Genomic DNA, 15,134 nt, shown 5'->3' with positions numbered 1-15,134 from the left:
TGGAAAGCGAGCGGTAAGCCTCGGAGAACAGAACGGAAACCCTTACTTCCTATTTAGTTGCTTATTTTCCTTTTTTTTGAATCCTAGCTTGATGACATTGGGTTAGACCCCTCAAAAGGACATTAAAAAGCAATAATGAAATGGAATAAGGAGAAGCAAATGAGTGCTCTCCTTATTATTTTCCCTTTATTCCAGTCTTCTTAAACGGATTTAACTTTACATTAAAGATAATACCCATAATCATTAAAACGCCTAATATTACTAAAGAAAGTGGAATTAGATTATTACTTAAACCTTGATTATCAGGGTTTAAGTAAACAATTAAGGAAAAACTTAAATTAATCAGGATAAGTAAAATAAAAAATATTCGTAAGTATTTCATTAAAACTCCTTTCTATTCTTCATCTATTATTTGAAAGCGGATTCCTCATCTATTTTATCTTAGTAAACTACTTCACTAATAATCGCTGCAGAGGTACTAGCAATAAAGATTCTCTGTAAAAAATGTATTTTTTAACCATATTTATTATATCATATCTAATTTTAGTTCGTGTGATGACAGTCAACAATACTAAAATGAAAACTTTTTTTCAAAAAATAAATAAGAAAAATAATTTACATTACTAAAATATAACATTAACGTTTAATTAATGTTTGTCTTCTAAAATGAGTTTGTATTCGAAATTTAGGAGGTAGTTCAAGTAGTGAATCAGATCTTGAAAATTAGAAACTCATTTTTATTGATGTCAGTAGTTTTAGTCGTTTTATTAGCTGCTTGTGGCAAGTCAGATTCATCTGTAAAAAGTTCAAAAGAAGAGAGTGAGAATAAAGGGGATGAAGCGTGGCTTGAAAAAGCAGAATTGGATAAAACAGAAACTCCAGAAGAACTTTACGAAAAGGCAAAAAAAGAAGGAAAAGTGACTGTTTATTCGCAATCGAGCCGCATTAAAGATGTAAAAGCAAGCTTTGAAGCGAAGTATCCTGGAATTAAAGTAGAAGCTTACGATATGGATACAGCCGAAATGGTAGAGAAAATAGTTCGCGAGCAAGATTCAGGGTTGTTTAATGTCGATATTGCATTTATTAAGGATGCGGGCGGAGTCGTCTCTAATGAACTTGTAAAAGATGGACGATTACATAAATATTTGCCGAATGATATTAAAGAAAAGCTTGCAGATCCGTATAAAAATGAACCAGGTTTAGGTTTTTATTTTTCAACAAGAGCGATTTTCTATAATACGGAGAAATACGATAAGTCTCCAATAAACAACTGGTGGGATTTAACAGACCCAAAATGGAAGAGCAAAGTGGTGATGGACGATCCGATGATTTCTTCCGATACGCTTGATTTATTAGTAACGATTGTACAAAACGCTGATGATATGGAAAAGGCATACGAAGAAAAATATGGGAAGCCATTAAAATTAGATGGAACAGAAAATGCAGGGTATGAATTTTTGAAACGATTGCTTGCGAATGATCCGATTTTTGTAAAGTCAAGCGACGAAGTTGTCACAGCTGTAGGAAGCGCAGGACAACAAAATCCACCAGTTGGAATTGCAGCTTCAAGTAAAGCTCGAAATATTAAAGATGAAGGCTTAAAAATGGATTTCGTCTACGATGTTAGTCCGAAGATGTCTGTTCCTGGGACTTCGTATATGTACATTCCTGAAAAAGCGAAGAATGTTAATGCAGCAAAGCTGTTAATTCGCTGGATGGCAGGCGAGGCGGATGGAAAAGCAGAAGGTTTCCGACCGTATAATGTACTTGGTTCTTGGTCAACGAGAACGGATATTGTTTTACCTGAACAGCGCCCAAGTAAAGAATTAAATCTATGGCCTTATGATGGTGAATTTTTATATAAAAATACGCCAGCAGTAAAAGACTTTATTCTAGTAAACCAGTAAAGGGAAATACATAAAGAATCAGGTGGATCTCTCAGCCACCTGATCTCTTTACGAGTTAAAAGAAAGAGAGGTTCCGATTATTGAATAAACCACCATATTCAGAAGTCCCTGTATCTTCTCCAATGAGAAGAATACGATTCTTTAATAAGAGCAAACAATTTTTTCATAATCCCATCCATGTAATTAGCATAATTTCCCTGTTGTTTTTATTTTATACCATTGTTGTTCCGCTTTGGGAAATTATTGTTGGAAGCTTTAAAACAAGTGCAAGAGATAGTGGGGCAGAGGCTGGAGCATTTACCCTTGATTATTGGCAGCGCATGTTTGGCAGTGAAATTAGCAAGTCTTTGTTTTATCAGCCAATGTTAAATTCTTTAAGCGTTGCTGTTGGAGTTTCGATTCTGTCGCTATTAATTGGCGGATCGTTGGCATGGCTTGTAACCCGCTCAGATTTTAAATATAAAAAAGCAGTCACCTTTCTTGCTTTGCTGCCGTATATGCTTCCTTCATGGGTAATGGCATTTGCTTGGATCTCGGTTTTTAAAAACGATCGTATAGGCGGAAGCCAAGGAATCATCCAGTCTTTTTTCCACATCCAGCCGCCGGATTGGATTGCCTATGGATACTTGCCTATTGTCATCACGTTAACGTTCAATTATTTTACTTTCTTCTTTTTGCTTATTTCCGTTGCTTTAAGTTCGATTAATAGCAGTTTAGAAGAAATGGCTGAAATCATTGGAGCAAGTAAGCTAATGACTTTGCGAAAAATTACGTTTCCGCTTGTTATGCCTGCCATTATCTCGGGGTTTATCCTCACATTTTCCAAGTCATTAGGTTCATTCAGTGTGCCTGCTTTCCTTGGATTGCCGACAAAGTATTATACGATCTCCACGATGCTGAATAGCAGCATGCAAAACAGGATGATATCGGAAGCTTATATTTTAAGCATTGTTTTGCTTATGTTATGTGCCTTTTTGATTTTTTTTAATCAAAAAGCAATTGGCAAAAGGAAAAGTTTTGAAACGATTGGCGGAAAAGATGCACGCAAGTCATTTTATTTGCTTGGAAAGTGGAAAAGGCCGTTGACGTGGATCGTGCTCGGCTTTATGGCTATCGTAGCGTTTGTTCCTGTCATCATTCTTGTATTGCAGTCGTTTATGATGATGGATGGTCGTTTCCTGCTCGACAACTTTACGACTCATTTCTGGATTGGGGATTCGAATCCTTCTATTGCTTCAGGAGAAGTAGGGATATTAAAAAATGATGCCATTTTGTCCTCAATTAAGAATTCACTATTGGTTGCCTTTCTTGCAGCGATTTGTGCATCGATTATTGGATTGTTGTTTGGATATGTCATTGCTAAAGGAAGAAAAAATACGACGGCAAAGCTAGTTGAGCAGTTGTCCTTTTTACCTTATTTAATTCCAGGGATCGCTTTCTCTTCTATTTATTTATCGATGTTTGCAAAACCATCGATGTTCCTGCCGGCGTTGTATGGTTCCATCTCGCTGATTATCTTAATTTCGATCGTCAATGAACTTCCGTTTGCGACACGAGTTGGAGCAAGTACGATGTATCAAATTAGCGGAGAGTTAGAGGAAGCGGGACGAATGCAAGGTGCTTCATGGCTGAAAAGATTTATGAGCATATTGCTGCCCCTTAGTCGCAGGAGTTTGTTCAGCAGCTTTTTGCTTCTGTTTATTAGTGTAATAAAGGAACTCGATTTAATTATATTACTTGTGACACCACAGACGGGAACGATTCCGACATTAATGTTTAGATATGCTCAGTCAGGCTTTCAGCAATATGCCAATGCTTTAATGTTAATCATTGTTGTTATCATATTTGTCACGTATTATATTGCAACTAAAATTGGGAAGGTTGACTTTACAAAAGGAATTGGAGGATAACATGAGCATCATTCAATTAAAAAATGTCAGTAAATTCTTTGATAATAAACAAGTTTTAAAAAATATAAACCTTACGATTGAAGAAGGAGATTTTATGACCTTCCTTGGTCCATCTGGCTGTGGGAAAACAACGACGCTTCGGGTCATTGCAGGATTGGAGAATATTGAAGAAGGCATCATTCATATCAATGGCTCTACAGCAGCGGATGCAGCGAAGCATTACTTTAAAGACCCTTCTAAGCGAGATTTAAATCTTGTGTTTCAAAGCTATGCACTGTGGCCCCATATGACTGTTTTTGACAATGTTGCTTTTGGTTTAACCGTGCAGAAAATGCCGAAAAATCAGATCAAAATAAAGGTAGAACAAGCACTGAAAAAGCTGCATATGGCAGAATATCAAGACAGATTTCCATCAGAATTATCAGGTGGACAGCAGCAGCGTGTAGCAATAGCAAGAGCAATCGTGACCGAACCGAAAATTCTGTTATTGGATGAACCTTTGTCAAATTTAGACGCAAAGCTGCGCATTGAAATGAGAACAGAATTAAAAAGGCTGCACCGTGAATTGAATACAACGATTATCTATGTGACGCATGATCAAATCGAAGCGTTAACGATGTCAACAAAAATAGCGGTTTTCTTTGAAGGAAAATTGATTCAAGTAGATAACCCATCTGATTTGTACCGTTATCCAAATCATCTTAAAGTGGCTGATTTTATTGGCAATCCGAAAAATAATTTTGTTTATGGAAGATATTTAATAGAACAAGGGCAGTCGTATGCAATATTACCGTTTGGAAAACTGAAACTCCCAGTTGTAGAAATGCCGGAAACGGAAGAAATTATCGTAGCGGTTAAACCGGAAGACATCCTAGTTTCCGCAGATCCAATAGCAGATGGGATCCAATGTCGTGTTACATCTGTGATGCCTGCGGGTTCAGAAACGCTTATTCAGCTTGAAAAAGATGGAATTACGTTGCTTGCAAAGGAAATGGGGGAGGCCGTTTATCCTTTAGATGGGATAGTTTGGGCTACAATCCCATCCGAAAAGATTAATGTCTATAATAAAAAGTCTGAACAACTGATTTCATCTAAACCTCATTCTAAAAATGAGGAAAAACAGGTTGCACAAACCGTCTTGTAACGTAAAGTGTGTGTTCAAAAAGGGAACAAATTAGAAGCAAGTCAACACAGAGATTCGTCGCTTTCATTTGGTTATTTTTTGAGAAGATAAGAAAGTTTTTTGAACTTTGACGGGTGTCTAGCTCCGACGTACAGGATGTACTAGTGCCGGCGTCGCCACAGGACGTGGCGCATTAGCCGGCCAGCGCCTAGCTCTTGTGAAAAATAACCCCATGCCTCTAAAAGTAAAAAGCACTTTTTGAGTCATGTGAACATTTTTCTTCAGAGCTGAACAAGGCGCCTACGCTTTTCTTAAAAGGAACTGTATTGCTTTCTCAACTTATTTAAATGTTCAAGCTTTGCTAAAGACGTTTGTTCGTTTTCCATACCGACACCAACAATCAAGCTTTCAATTAAGATGGTAGGAGCGACCATCGAATGATATTCCCATTTTTGACCACGGTATGTGTGCAGAACGATGTCAGCATCTTCTATTAATTCCGAAACGAGAAGATCGGTAATTAAAATCGTTTGATACCCTGCTTTTTTCGCATAGTCGAAAATAATCTTCGTTTCACTTGCAATATTGGAAAAAGCAAACACGATGACAAGATCCATGTTCGTCAAATGCATAAGTGTTTCGAAAATTTCATTGTTTTTCGTTTCCATTAAATGAATGGATAAGCCGTTGCGGCGTAAACGATATCGTAGCATTTCTCCTAATGAATTGGAATATCCAGGAGCAAAAATATGCGTATTGCTTGCATGCAAGATTGCCTGAATCGATTCAGAAAAAGCTTCTCTTGAAAGCCATTCGGATGTTTCGGTTAAGTATTGTATGCCAAGCTTCATCATATTAGTCGGCAAGTCATCGCCGTCGCTGACTTTTTTTATAAAGTTGCTCATTTTATGAAAGGGAGTAATTCCTAACTTTTCACTTAACTGCTGCTTAAAATCTTTCAAATTTTTGTAGCCGCATGTTTTCCAAAAACGGGAGACAGAAGCGATGCTGATATCTAGTTCATCTGCTATTTCCTGAACCGTTAAATACGGAATGCGGTTTATATTTTTTTCGATATAGTCAGCTATTTTTTTTTGATTGGTAGACATTTCTTCTACCTTCCAAGTAAACATTTGACGAACCAATAGAAAAACCTCACTTTTTCTTCAATATATTTATTATACGTGAACAGAGGGAGAGGTAAACGTCAATTTTATTTCAAGGATGTAAAGATTAGATTAATAGATTTTATAAAGAGGAGATAATAGATATGAAAATCGATTTTCACTTACACGTAAAGCTTAATAAGAAGGTAGACTTCTCGGAAGAATATTTTACTAGCATGATTAATGAGGCGAAGCAAGAAGGCCTGACAGCTATCACTTTAACAGAGCATTTTAATACAAAACGGTTTTTGGATATTTATGATTTTTTAAACGAGCGCTATGAGTACAAGCAAGATTATTATGATATTGATGGATTCCGTCTTTTCCCTGGTATGGAGGTGGATGTAAAGGAGGGGGGACATATTCTCATAATCGGAGATAGAGAAGATATTAGAGCCATTCGTTTACAATTAATCGGTTATGAAACAGAAGATACGTTTGTGTCGATGAAAACACTATTAAGCATATGTCAACCTTTTGATATTCTTTGCATCGGGGCTCATCCTTTACGTTCATCCAATCCGCTTCTCCGTATTCCAGAGGAAGACTTAATGCAAGTGGATTGCTTTGATTTAAATGGGAAGGACTTGAACTACGGTGGTGTGGAAGAAATGCGCGAGCAAGTGTATCAGTTTGCTAAGCGCTATGATAAACCGGTTGTAGGAGGAAGCGATACACACTACCCGATGCAAGTAGGCAGTATTGTGAACGTTTTTGATGAGGAATGTACGACGGTTAAGCAACTGAAACAAAGCATTGCTAATGGAGCGTATAAAATAGAGATTTCCCCTTGCTTACCGACGAAAGTACGAGCTGCGGATATGATTAAAAAGATGCTCGTTGCAGAGCAAGTAAAGCAGCATTCATAATGAAGGCAGTAGAGAGTGTCAAGACTTGTCAGGATACGCTGCTTGTGTCAGATCTTGATGGAACATTGTTAAATCAACGGAAAAAAATTAGCGCAGCGAATAAAGCGGCAATTTTATCTTTTATAAAAAACGGTGGCTTATTTACATTTGCAACCGGTCGAATAGAGCAGTCGGTCGCTCCGTTTGTGGAGCAATTAGGAATTAATATCCCACTGATTTTGTATAATGGGGCAAAAATTTACTGTCCAGTCACCAAAAATGTATTATATGAAAAACAATTAAAAATAGATAAGTTTGCTTTTGAAGCTATTTGCTCTCTGCACAAAGAAGAAACATCTGTATTCATTTATTATCGCTCTAACATATATACACCATTGCGAAATAGAACGGTGGAAATCTATGAAGAAAAAGATGGAGTAGAATGCAAGGACTTAGGCGGATCGTATCATCCGGACTTTGTCGAATTAGATGCAAGTGCTATTACAAAAATAGTAATCATTGGTTCTGATGAGGAAAAGGTGAAAGAGGTAGAACAATTTATTGTTGGTCTGGAAATAAAGTGTGATCTAGTTTATTCAGAAGCAAATTATCTGGAAATCTTGCCAAAAGGTGTGTCGAAAGGCGAGGCGTTGATGCATCTAAAGAAAATGTTGCAGGTGGAAGCATATAAGACAATCGCACTTGGAGATCATCTAAATGATGTAACCTTGCTTAAGAAAGCTGACATTGGGATTGCAGTTGATAATGCACATCCTGGATTGAAACATGTAGCTGATACAGTGACTGTTCATCATGAACAACATGCAGTGGCTGCTGTTATCAGTAAAGTATTAAAAGAAGTTAGACCCCTATTCTGAAATTTTATTTATAATTAACTCAAACTTCGCACCTTCAAATTCATTTGCAAATCTTGATATGACTCGGTTTAGAGCAATAAAAAGGGAGGCTTGTTTTTTATTGTTGAGGTTGCTTTCCACTACGGGTTGCTTCGCTTTCCGCGGGGTGGGAGCTGAGCCTCCTCGGCGCTGCCTTGCGGGGTCTCAGCTTTCTCACATTTCCCGCAGGAGTCTTCGCACCCTCCGTTACAAGCAACCTGTTTTAGAATAAGTTCTTTTTTTCGAATTTCATTACAAGGTATTATTGCTAAACAATAGTAGCGTTGATTTTTTTATGGTATTTCGTCTATTCGCTATTGATGCGTCTATCCTTGAAATGAACAATTCGAAAAGGTTAAAGGATGCCTTCGGGGTTGCGAAAGGCTCGTCTGTAGAACTTGCACGTGCAATGGCATCCTATTGTCTTTTTTTAGATCCTATTTATTGGATATCCTTTATGTAAAAGAAATACCTCATTTGTTTGGAGAGGCGTTCGCTCGACTCCTACGGGATTAGCGAGACAGACGAGACCCCACAGGAGCAAAGCGACGAGGAGGCTCGGCGCTCGCCCCGTGGAAAGCGAGCGGTAAGCCTCGGAGAACAGAACGGAAACCCTTACTTCCTAATTAGCTACTTATTTTCCTGTTTTTTGAAATTCAGCTTGATGACATTGGGCTCGGCACTCGTCCGCGGGAAGCGAAGTGTAATCAGGCTGCGGGTTAAATAAAAACAATCTATACGAAAAGAAAATTAATTAAATAATTATTTTGAAAAATGCAACAAAACCAAGTTGACAACGTGGAAAACTTTGTATTACAATGCTATTCAAGAAATCTTAATAGCTGATCGGAAAACCGAAGGCATATTTTCTCCATTTAGATGGCGGAAAATATGTCTTTTTTTATAAGCTATAAAGGGGAAGGGGAAAAATGGCTTTAAAACCGATTAAATTTATCGAATTAATTTGTTTTTGTTGAAATACATACAGTTTACTTTTATTGGAGAAGTAGAGAGGGGCGATAAAATGGCAATTTCAGTGGTGGTAAAAAATAAATCATTTACTCAAGGAAGTAAACAAGTAAAGGCGCTGGAAACTATTAATCTAGCAATTGAGAAGCAGGATTTCCTTACGATAATTGGTCCAAGCGGATGTGGGAAAAGCACCTTGCTAAAAATCATAGCCGGTCTTGATACAAATTATGAAGGGACAATTACGATTAATGACCGAATTGTAAAAGGAGCCGGCATTCAACAAGGATTTATTTTTCAAGAACATCGGCTATTTCCATGGCTAACGGTGGAAGAAAATATTGCAGCTGACCTGTCTTTAAAAAATAAAGAAGTGCGAAGAAAAGTGGATGAGCTGATTGAGATTGTAAGATTAAAAGGTTCAGAGAAATTGTATCCGAAAGAATTGTCTGGCGGCATGTCACAGCGGGTGGCAATTGCAAGAGCGCTATTGCGCGAGCCGGAAGTTTTATTGCTGGATGAACCATTTGGAGCACTGGATGCTTTTACTAGGAAGCACCTGCAGGATGTTCTGTTGGATATTTGGCAAAAGAAAAAAATGGCCATGATTCTAGTAACACATGATATCGAGGAATCCATATATTTAGGAAACAGATTGGCGATTATGAAGGCAAAGCCAGGAAAGGTTTACAAAGAGCTGAAAATTCCATTATCTTATCCAAGAAATCGAACTTCGCCGGATTTTCAGACATTCAGGCAAAGTGTTTTAAAAGAATTTGAACATACGGAGAACGAATCTTATATAGAGGGACTAAGCATCTAACTAATTGGGGGGAATCAACGATGAAAAAGACAACTATTATTTTTACAGTATTTCTACTTTTGCTTTTAACAGGATGCGGTGCTAAACAAAGTGCCGGCAGCAAGGAAAAGCTAAAAGTGATTAATATCGCTATCCAACAAAGCTTAACGCCGCTTTTGTTGGCGAAGGAGAAAGGTTGGTTTGAAGAAGAATTTAAAAAGGATGGCATACAAGTAAAGTGGACGGAGTTTCAAAGTGGTCCTCCGCAATTTGAGGGAGTTTCAGCTGGGAAAATTGATTTTGCAGGTGTTGGAAATTCACCAGTTATTGCTGCACAGGCAGCAGGAATTGGATTTAAAGAACTGTCAGTTTATCAAGATGGTTTAAAAGGAAATGCCATTTTAGTAAATAAAGATAGTGATATTAAGAGTATTCAAGATTTAAAAGGCAAAAAGGTAGCAGTTGCAAAAGGAAGCAGTGGATTTGATTTTCTTTATAAGGCGATCGATAAAGCAGGGTTGAAGCCAGATGATGTACAAGTAATTCAATTACAGCCAGATGAAGCGAAGCCAGCTTTTGATAGTGGTTCAGTAGATGCGTGGTCAATATGGGAACCATTTATCTCTATTGAAACCATTAATAATGGGGCAAAGGTGCTTGCGAATGGAGAAGCACTAGATAACCTATACTCTCCGGCTTTCTTGCTTGTTCGAAGTGACTTTTCCGATCAGCATCCTAAGGAAACGGTGAGATTTTTACAGGTGATACAAAAAGCAGTAACTTACCAAAAAGAACATAGAGAAGAAGTCGTCGATATTTATGCAAAAGCAAAAAAACTAGATAAAAAGATAGTAGAGAGTGTTTAAAATAATACAGAGGCAACGAATAATCCTGTGACGGATGAAATAATCCAAGCACAACAGGAAACGGCGGATTTTCAATATCGCATTGGTGCGATTCGCAAAAAAATTGATGTAAAAGAAGTAGTTGATAATTCGTTTATTGAGGAAGCACTAAAGTCTTCGAAAGAGGAAGGTGGAAAATGATGAGTGACGTAAAGGCAATCGCTGGTCAAGTGCAACCAGTAAAGGTTACAGCAAGAAAACGAGAGAAAGGGAAAAAAGGGATTGCGCAAACGATTCTAAAGGGACTGGTTCTTCCTGTTATTATCCTTGCTGTTTGGCAATTAGTTGGAACTTTGCAATTAGTTTCTCCCATTGTACTGCCCACGCCACAAGAAATCGTTCTATCGTTTAAAGACCTAATTGTTTCAGGAGAATTATGGGCTAATTTGAAAATAAGCATTTGGCGTGCTGTTGTTGGTTTCTTATTAGGGGGAGGCATAGGAATTATTTTAGGAGCAATCGTCGGGTTTTCCAGAAAATCAGAGGATTATTTAGATCCTTCTTTGCAAATGCTGCGGACTGTTCCGCATTTAGCAGTAACGCCTTTATTCATTTTATGGTTTGGATTTGGCGAGATTTCTAAGGTTTTATTAATTAGCATGGGTGCTTTCTTTCCTATATATATAAACACTTTTCAAGGAATAAGAGGGGTCGACAAAAAATTATTTGAAGTGGCAAAAGTATTGGAATTTAGTCCCTTAAAACAGATGACGAAGTTGATTTTGCCAGCGGCACTTCCAAATATCTTATTAGGAGTTCGCTTATCACTTGGCGTTGCATGGCTAGGGCTAGTCGTTGCGGAACTGATGGGCTCAACTGCTGGCATTGGCTATATGATTATGGATGCAAGGCAATTTTCACAAACAAGTGTTGTTTTTGTAGGAATTATTATTTTTGCAGTAGTAGGGAAGTTAACAGACTCCTTTGTCAGAGTATTGGAAAAAAGATTATTAAAATGGCGAGATAGTTACCAAGGGAAAAACTAATTTTTAAAAGGATGGGAGAGATGAAAATGGAAATACTTTGGTTTATACCTACTCACGGGGACGGTCATTATTTAGGTACACCTACAGGAGGAAGATCTTTTAAATATCCTTATTTAAAACAAATCGCGCAGGCAGCAGATCAATTAGGCTATACAGGGGTGTTATTGCCGACAGGACGATCCTGCCAAGATCCATGGATTACTGCTTCTGCATTAGCAGCTGAAACAAGATATCTTAAATTTTTAGTAGCGGTGCGGCCAGGATTAATGCAGCCACCAGTTGCGGCAAGAATGGCTTCTGCTTTAGATCATATTTCAGAAGGAAGATTACTGATTAATGTTGTAGCTGGTGGGGATCCTGTTGAACTAGCTGGTGATGGTGTTTTCTTATCGCATGATGAACGCTATCAACAAACAGATGAGTTTATGAAAGTATGGAAATCTCTTTTAGAAGGAGACGATGTAAATTTTGATGGAGAGCATATTAGAGTAAAAAATAGTAGCTTGTTATTTCCTGCGTATCAATCTCCACGGCCGCCAATTTATTTTGGAGGATCATCAGAAGCAGGACAGGAAGTGGCGGCTGAACATACAGATGTTTACTTGACTTGGGGGGAGCCGCTTGAACAAGTGAAAGAAAAAATTGCATCAGTAAAAGCGAAAGCGGAGAAAAAAGGCAGAACGGTCCGCTTTGGCATCCGTCTTCACGTGATTGTCAGAGAAACAGAAGCGGAAGCATGGGAAGCTGCAGAACGATTAATTAAGTATGTAGATGACGATGTGATAGCAAAAGCCCAAACAACACTTAGCCGTCAAGATTCAACAGGACAAAGAAGAATGTTTGAACTGCATAAAGGCGACCGCAGTAAATTAGAAATCAGCCCTAACTTGTGGGCTGGGGTAGGATTGACACGCGGTGGTGCGGGAACAGCATTGGTCGGCAGCCCTGAATCTGTGGCAGCGCGAATTAAAGAATACCAAGAAATAGGGATTGAGTCGTTTATCTTCTCCGGATATCCGCATTTGGAAGAAGCGTATCATTTTGCTGAATTGGTTTTTCCATTGCTAAATTTTAAAAGAAATAGGGGAAGTAATGATTCGTTGGCTTTCTTGCAGGGAGAAACAGTGGGTAATGATTATTTTCCACAACGAGAAAAAGTAAAATGAAAGAGGGGTGCTCAGAAATGGGCGCCCTTTTATGATGTAAAGAAGGGAGACTGGATAGCAGCCATTCGGGGCATCTACAGAAAGAAAGGTTGTCGTTTTGCAAAAAGAGGTGCGACGGCGGAAAAAAGCAGAGAAACGCGGAAAAACTGGAAGTATCGCGGAAAAAGAAGAATATAAACAAATGCACGAAAAAATATTTTTAAGGGACATAATAATAGGAAGGAATTGCTCGTAGTAAAAGCGAAATATAAATATTAAGAAAATAATGATAACTTTGCAAGTAGTTTGTAATAAAATTGAAAGGATGATTTTTATTGTTATTCAAGAGGCAAAACTAAACCATTTAATTAAAGCGTATTGGGACATGTATGAAACACACAAAGATTTTTCGTATGTAGTTAAACCTTCGATGCCAATTTTATATTTTGGCAACAGCAAAAAATATTTTGAATCCCCTATTCGTATCATAACAGTTGGTCTGAGTCCTTCAAAGAGGGATTTTCCTAAAACAGACCCTTTCCAAAGATTTCAATCGATGAAACAAGACCATTATTACCATTTTGATCAACAATACATTGACGCGTTAGAGCATTATTTTGAAGAAAATCCATATAAAGATTGGTACAATTCTTCCTTTGAATATTTATTGAATGGATTGGATGCTAGTTTTTATGCTGGTAAAGAAAATATGGCTCTCCATACAGATATTTGCTCACCGTTAGCAATTCATCCTACCTGGGATGATTTAGGCAAAAATGTACAAATAGAACTGCAAACAAAAGGTGTTCAACTTTGGCATCAATTAGTCGATTATCTACAGCCTGATATTATCTTCATTTCAGTTGCTGGAGAACATCTTGGCAAAATCCAATTCGAATCAGTAAGTGATTGGGAAACTATCTATACATTACAAAAGGATAGGCCGTACTTAATTAATAGTAAAAAAGTCAAGTTAAGCAACAATAAACGAACAACCATTTATTTTGGTAGAGCGGCTGAATTGCCTTTTGGACTCGTTTCAAATGAAAATAAAAAAAATATTGGAAGACAGATTAAGGCGCTAATGGGAAAGTCTAAGGATAAATCGACCATCGTACCATTTTTGCCAGAACAGAATGATGGTGAAATTTTCAATTGGAATGAAGAGGCGCAGTAAAAAGGATAAAGGAAGAGGCAGTTATCTAATTGCTGTCTCTTTCTTTTTGAAATTGTAAAGTGGGAGGTGAAAGAAATGCAAGAGGAAAGACTAGATAGAATTGAGAATGTGTTGACGCAATTAGTTAAAATGGTAGGAAACACGAATCAAAAACTACATGTGATAGAAATGAAAATTGATAATAAACTAGAGGAGATGGAAAATAAGAATGAAGAACGTCATGGCCAAATCTTAGAAAAACTAACATAATAAAGATAGATCAGGACTTTATATGGGAAAAAGCAGTGCGTAATGAGAGAGAAATTGCTATTTTTAAAAACAAGTAAAGGAAGGAAAGGATCTTTGTTTACACCACATTCTTCATAACAATTCATTTAAATTCCTCTTTATATCACAAACAAAAAAATCCCATTACTCCCCTTCCTATACAAGCACTATCGTAAAAGAAGGGGAAAATACAACCTAAAGTTATTTATCGATCAAACTAATCCCAGCTTCATGGTACCTCTCACCAGCGGCTGCGCCAATTGGGGCTATTTCATCTAATTTATTTTTGATGTCCTCTGGCAAAAGAACATCCACTGCACTAATGTTTTCCTGCAAATATTGTATTCTTTTTGTTCCTGGAATTGGTAAATGTTGTCGCCTTTTGCTAATAGCCAAGCAAGAGCTAATAGGGTAGAGGATATGTTTAGCTGTTCTGCTAACTCTTCAATCAGCCTTACTAACTGTAGTTGTACTTAAGTTATCCCCTTGAAACCTTGGCGATTTTCTTCTAAAGTCGTTTGAATCAAGTTCATCAACAGAAACGATTTTACCTGTTAGAAATCCTCTGCCTAGTGAACTATAAGGTACCCCATTGTAATGCCTAGTGTCTGGCAAGTAGGTAATATTTCTGTCTCTACATCTCTCGTCCAAATCGAAAACTCAGATTGTAATGCGGCGATCGGATGAACTTTATGCGCTCGTTTTATCGTTTGGGAAGAAACTTCTGACAGTCCAATATGACGCACTTTTCCTTCTTCGACTAATCGTTTCATTGCGACCACTGTTTCTTCAATTGGGACTCTTGGATCTAAACGATGCAAATAGTACAAATCAATGTAATCGGTCTGCAGTCTTTTCAAACTAGCTTCACAAGCGCTTCTGACATACTCAGGACTTCCGTTGATTTCTAACACAGGATAAGTATACATACACTGCGGTATTAAGAAAAAATTGGCAACTAGTTAGTTTGATCCGCCATACTATAGTAAAGCTGTTTATTTCTGCTTATTTGGAAAAAGTTTCGAAAACTGTA

13 protein-coding genes and 1 pseudogene are annotated in these 15,134 nt (G+C 37.6%); 11 read left to right on the top strand and 3 right to left on the bottom strand.

Going from position 1 to position 15,134, the window contains the following annotated elements:
* Nucleotides 1-704 precede the first annotated feature (704 nt).
* From ACTXGU_RS13320 to ACTXGU_RS13310, 3 genes are all read left to right on the top strand, one after another.
* Nucleotides 705-1,907 (top strand): ABC transporter substrate-binding protein, encoded by a 1,203-nt coding sequence (locus ACTXGU_RS13320; RefSeq protein WP_443482006.1) that lies wholly within the window; start codon nucleotides 705-707, stop codon nucleotides 1,905-1,907.
* 80 nt (nucleotides 1,908-1,987) lie between these two features.
* Complete coding sequence (locus ACTXGU_RS13315; protein WP_443482005.1) at nucleotides 1,988-3,817, top strand: ABC transporter permease; 1,830 nt, start codon at nucleotides 1,988-1,990, stop codon at nucleotides 3,815-3,817.
* 1 nt (nucleotide 3,818) lies between these two features.
* Nucleotides 3,819-4,961, top strand: coding sequence for an ABC transporter ATP-binding protein (locus ACTXGU_RS13310; RefSeq protein WP_443482004.1), 1,143 nt, complete (start codon nucleotides 3,819-3,821; stop codon nucleotides 4,959-4,961).
* 290 nt (nucleotides 4,962-5,251) lie between these two features.
* Here ACTXGU_RS13310 and ACTXGU_RS13305 read toward each other — a convergent pair whose 3' ends face one another.
* Nucleotides 5,252-6,085 carry a MurR/RpiR family transcriptional regulator gene (locus tag ACTXGU_RS13305; RefSeq protein WP_443482003.1) on the bottom strand — a complete coding sequence of 278 codons (834 nt, stop codon included), beginning with the start codon at nucleotides 6,083-6,085 and terminating at the stop codon, nucleotides 5,252-5,254.
* A gap of 125 nt (nucleotides 6,086-6,210) precedes the next feature.
* Here ACTXGU_RS13305 and ACTXGU_RS13300 point away from each other — a divergent pair, with 125 nt between their 5' ends.
* The 8 genes and pseudogenes from ACTXGU_RS13300 to ACTXGU_RS13265 all read left to right on the top strand — a co-directional run bounded on the left by ACTXGU_RS13300 (nucleotide 6,211) and on the right by ACTXGU_RS13265 (nucleotide 14,083).
* Complete coding sequence (locus tag ACTXGU_RS13300) at nucleotides 6,211-6,975, top strand: PHP-associated domain-containing protein (protein WP_443482002.1); 765 nt, start codon at nucleotides 6,211-6,213, stop codon at nucleotides 6,973-6,975.
* On the top strand, nucleotides 6,975-7,832 hold the full coding sequence (locus ACTXGU_RS13295) for a Cof-type HAD-IIB family hydrolase (protein ID WP_443482001.1): 858 nt from the start codon (nucleotides 6,975-6,977) through the stop codon (nucleotides 7,830-7,832). The genes ACTXGU_RS13300 and ACTXGU_RS13295 overlap by 1 nt, the downstream gene beginning before the upstream one ends.
* A gap of 1,042 nt (nucleotides 7,833-8,874) precedes the next feature.
* Nucleotides 8,875-9,642 (top strand): ABC transporter ATP-binding protein, encoded by a 768-nt coding sequence (locus ACTXGU_RS13290; protein ID WP_443482000.1) that lies wholly within the window; start codon nucleotides 8,875-8,877, stop codon nucleotides 9,640-9,642.
* A 20-nt stretch (nucleotides 9,643-9,662) separates the two neighbouring features.
* Nucleotides 9,663-10,667 (top strand): annotated as a pseudogene (locus ACTXGU_RS13285) (aliphatic sulfonate ABC transporter substrate-binding protein).
* A complete protein-coding gene (locus ACTXGU_RS13280; RefSeq protein WP_443481999.1) occupies nucleotides 10,667-11,512 on the top strand; it encodes an ABC transporter permease in 846 nt (281 codons plus the stop codon). Before ACTXGU_RS13285 ends, ACTXGU_RS13280 begins: the two are co-directional and overlap by 1 nt.
* A 26-nt stretch (nucleotides 11,513-11,538) precedes the next feature.
* A complete protein-coding gene (gene ssuD / locus ACTXGU_RS13275; RefSeq protein ID WP_443481998.1) occupies nucleotides 11,539-12,678 on the top strand; it encodes an FMNH2-dependent alkanesulfonate monooxygenase in 1,140 nt (379 codons plus the stop codon).
* Nucleotides 12,679-12,943: 265 nt separating this feature from the next.
* Entirely contained in the window at nucleotides 12,944-13,834 is an 891-nt protein-coding gene (locus ACTXGU_RS13270) for a hypothetical protein (RefSeq protein ID WP_443481997.1), read from the top strand.
* Between the two features lie 75 nt (nucleotides 13,835-13,909).
* Complete coding sequence (locus tag ACTXGU_RS13265) at nucleotides 13,910-14,083, top strand: hypothetical protein (protein ID WP_443481996.1); 174 nt, start codon at nucleotides 13,910-13,912, stop codon at nucleotides 14,081-14,083.
* A gap of 219 nt (nucleotides 14,084-14,302) precedes the next feature.
* On the opposite strand, the gene ACTXGU_RS13260 is transcribed toward ACTXGU_RS13265, so the two are convergent.
* Nucleotides 14,303-14,437, bottom strand: a complete 135-nt coding sequence (locus ACTXGU_RS13260) for a hypothetical protein (protein ID WP_443481995.1) — start codon at nucleotides 14,435-14,437, stop codon at nucleotides 14,303-14,305.
* Between the two features lie 233 nt (nucleotides 14,438-14,670).
* Entirely contained in the window at nucleotides 14,671-15,030 is a 360-nt protein-coding gene (locus ACTXGU_RS13255) for an aldo/keto reductase (protein ID WP_443481994.1), read from the bottom strand.
* Between the last annotated feature and the right edge of the window lie 104 nt (nucleotides 15,031-15,134).

The sequence above is a fragment of the Niallia sp. 01092 genome, assembly GCF_052318935.1.
Taxonomy (GTDB): Bacteria; Bacillota; Bacilli; order Bacillales; family Cytobacillaceae; genus Niallia.
This window is presented reverse-complemented; position numbering and strand designations above follow the sequence as displayed.

Coding starts and splice junctions, on each gene's coding strand:
- ACTXGU_RS13290 (WP_443482000.1), top strand. CDS start 8,875: ATGGCAATTTCAGTGGTGGTAAAAAATAAATCATTTACTCAAGGAAGT.
- ACTXGU_RS13280 (WP_443481999.1), top strand. CDS start 10,667: ATGAGTGACGTAAAGGCAATCGCTGGTCAAGTGCAACCAGTAAAGGTT.
- ACTXGU_RS13255 (WP_443481994.1), bottom strand. CDS start 15,030: ATGTATACTTATCCTGTGTTAGAAATCAACGGAAGTCCTGAGTATGTC.
- ACTXGU_RS13295 (WP_443482001.1), top strand. CDS start 6,975: ATGAAGGCAGTAGAGAGTGTCAAGACTTGTCAGGATACGCTGCTTGTG.
- ACTXGU_RS13265 (WP_443481996.1), top strand. CDS start 13,910: ATGCAAGAGGAAAGACTAGATAGAATTGAGAATGTGTTGACGCAATTA.
- ssuD (WP_443481998.1), top strand. CDS start 11,539: ATGGAAATACTTTGGTTTATACCTACTCACGGGGACGGTCATTATTTA.
- ACTXGU_RS13310 (WP_443482004.1), top strand. CDS start 3,819: ATGAGCATCATTCAATTAAAAAATGTCAGTAAATTCTTTGATAATAAA.
- ACTXGU_RS13270 (WP_443481997.1), top strand. CDS start 12,944: ATGATAACTTTGCAAGTAGTTTGTAATAAAATTGAAAGGATGATTTTT.
- ACTXGU_RS13300 (WP_443482002.1), top strand. CDS start 6,211: ATGAAAATCGATTTTCACTTACACGTAAAGCTTAATAAGAAGGTAGAC.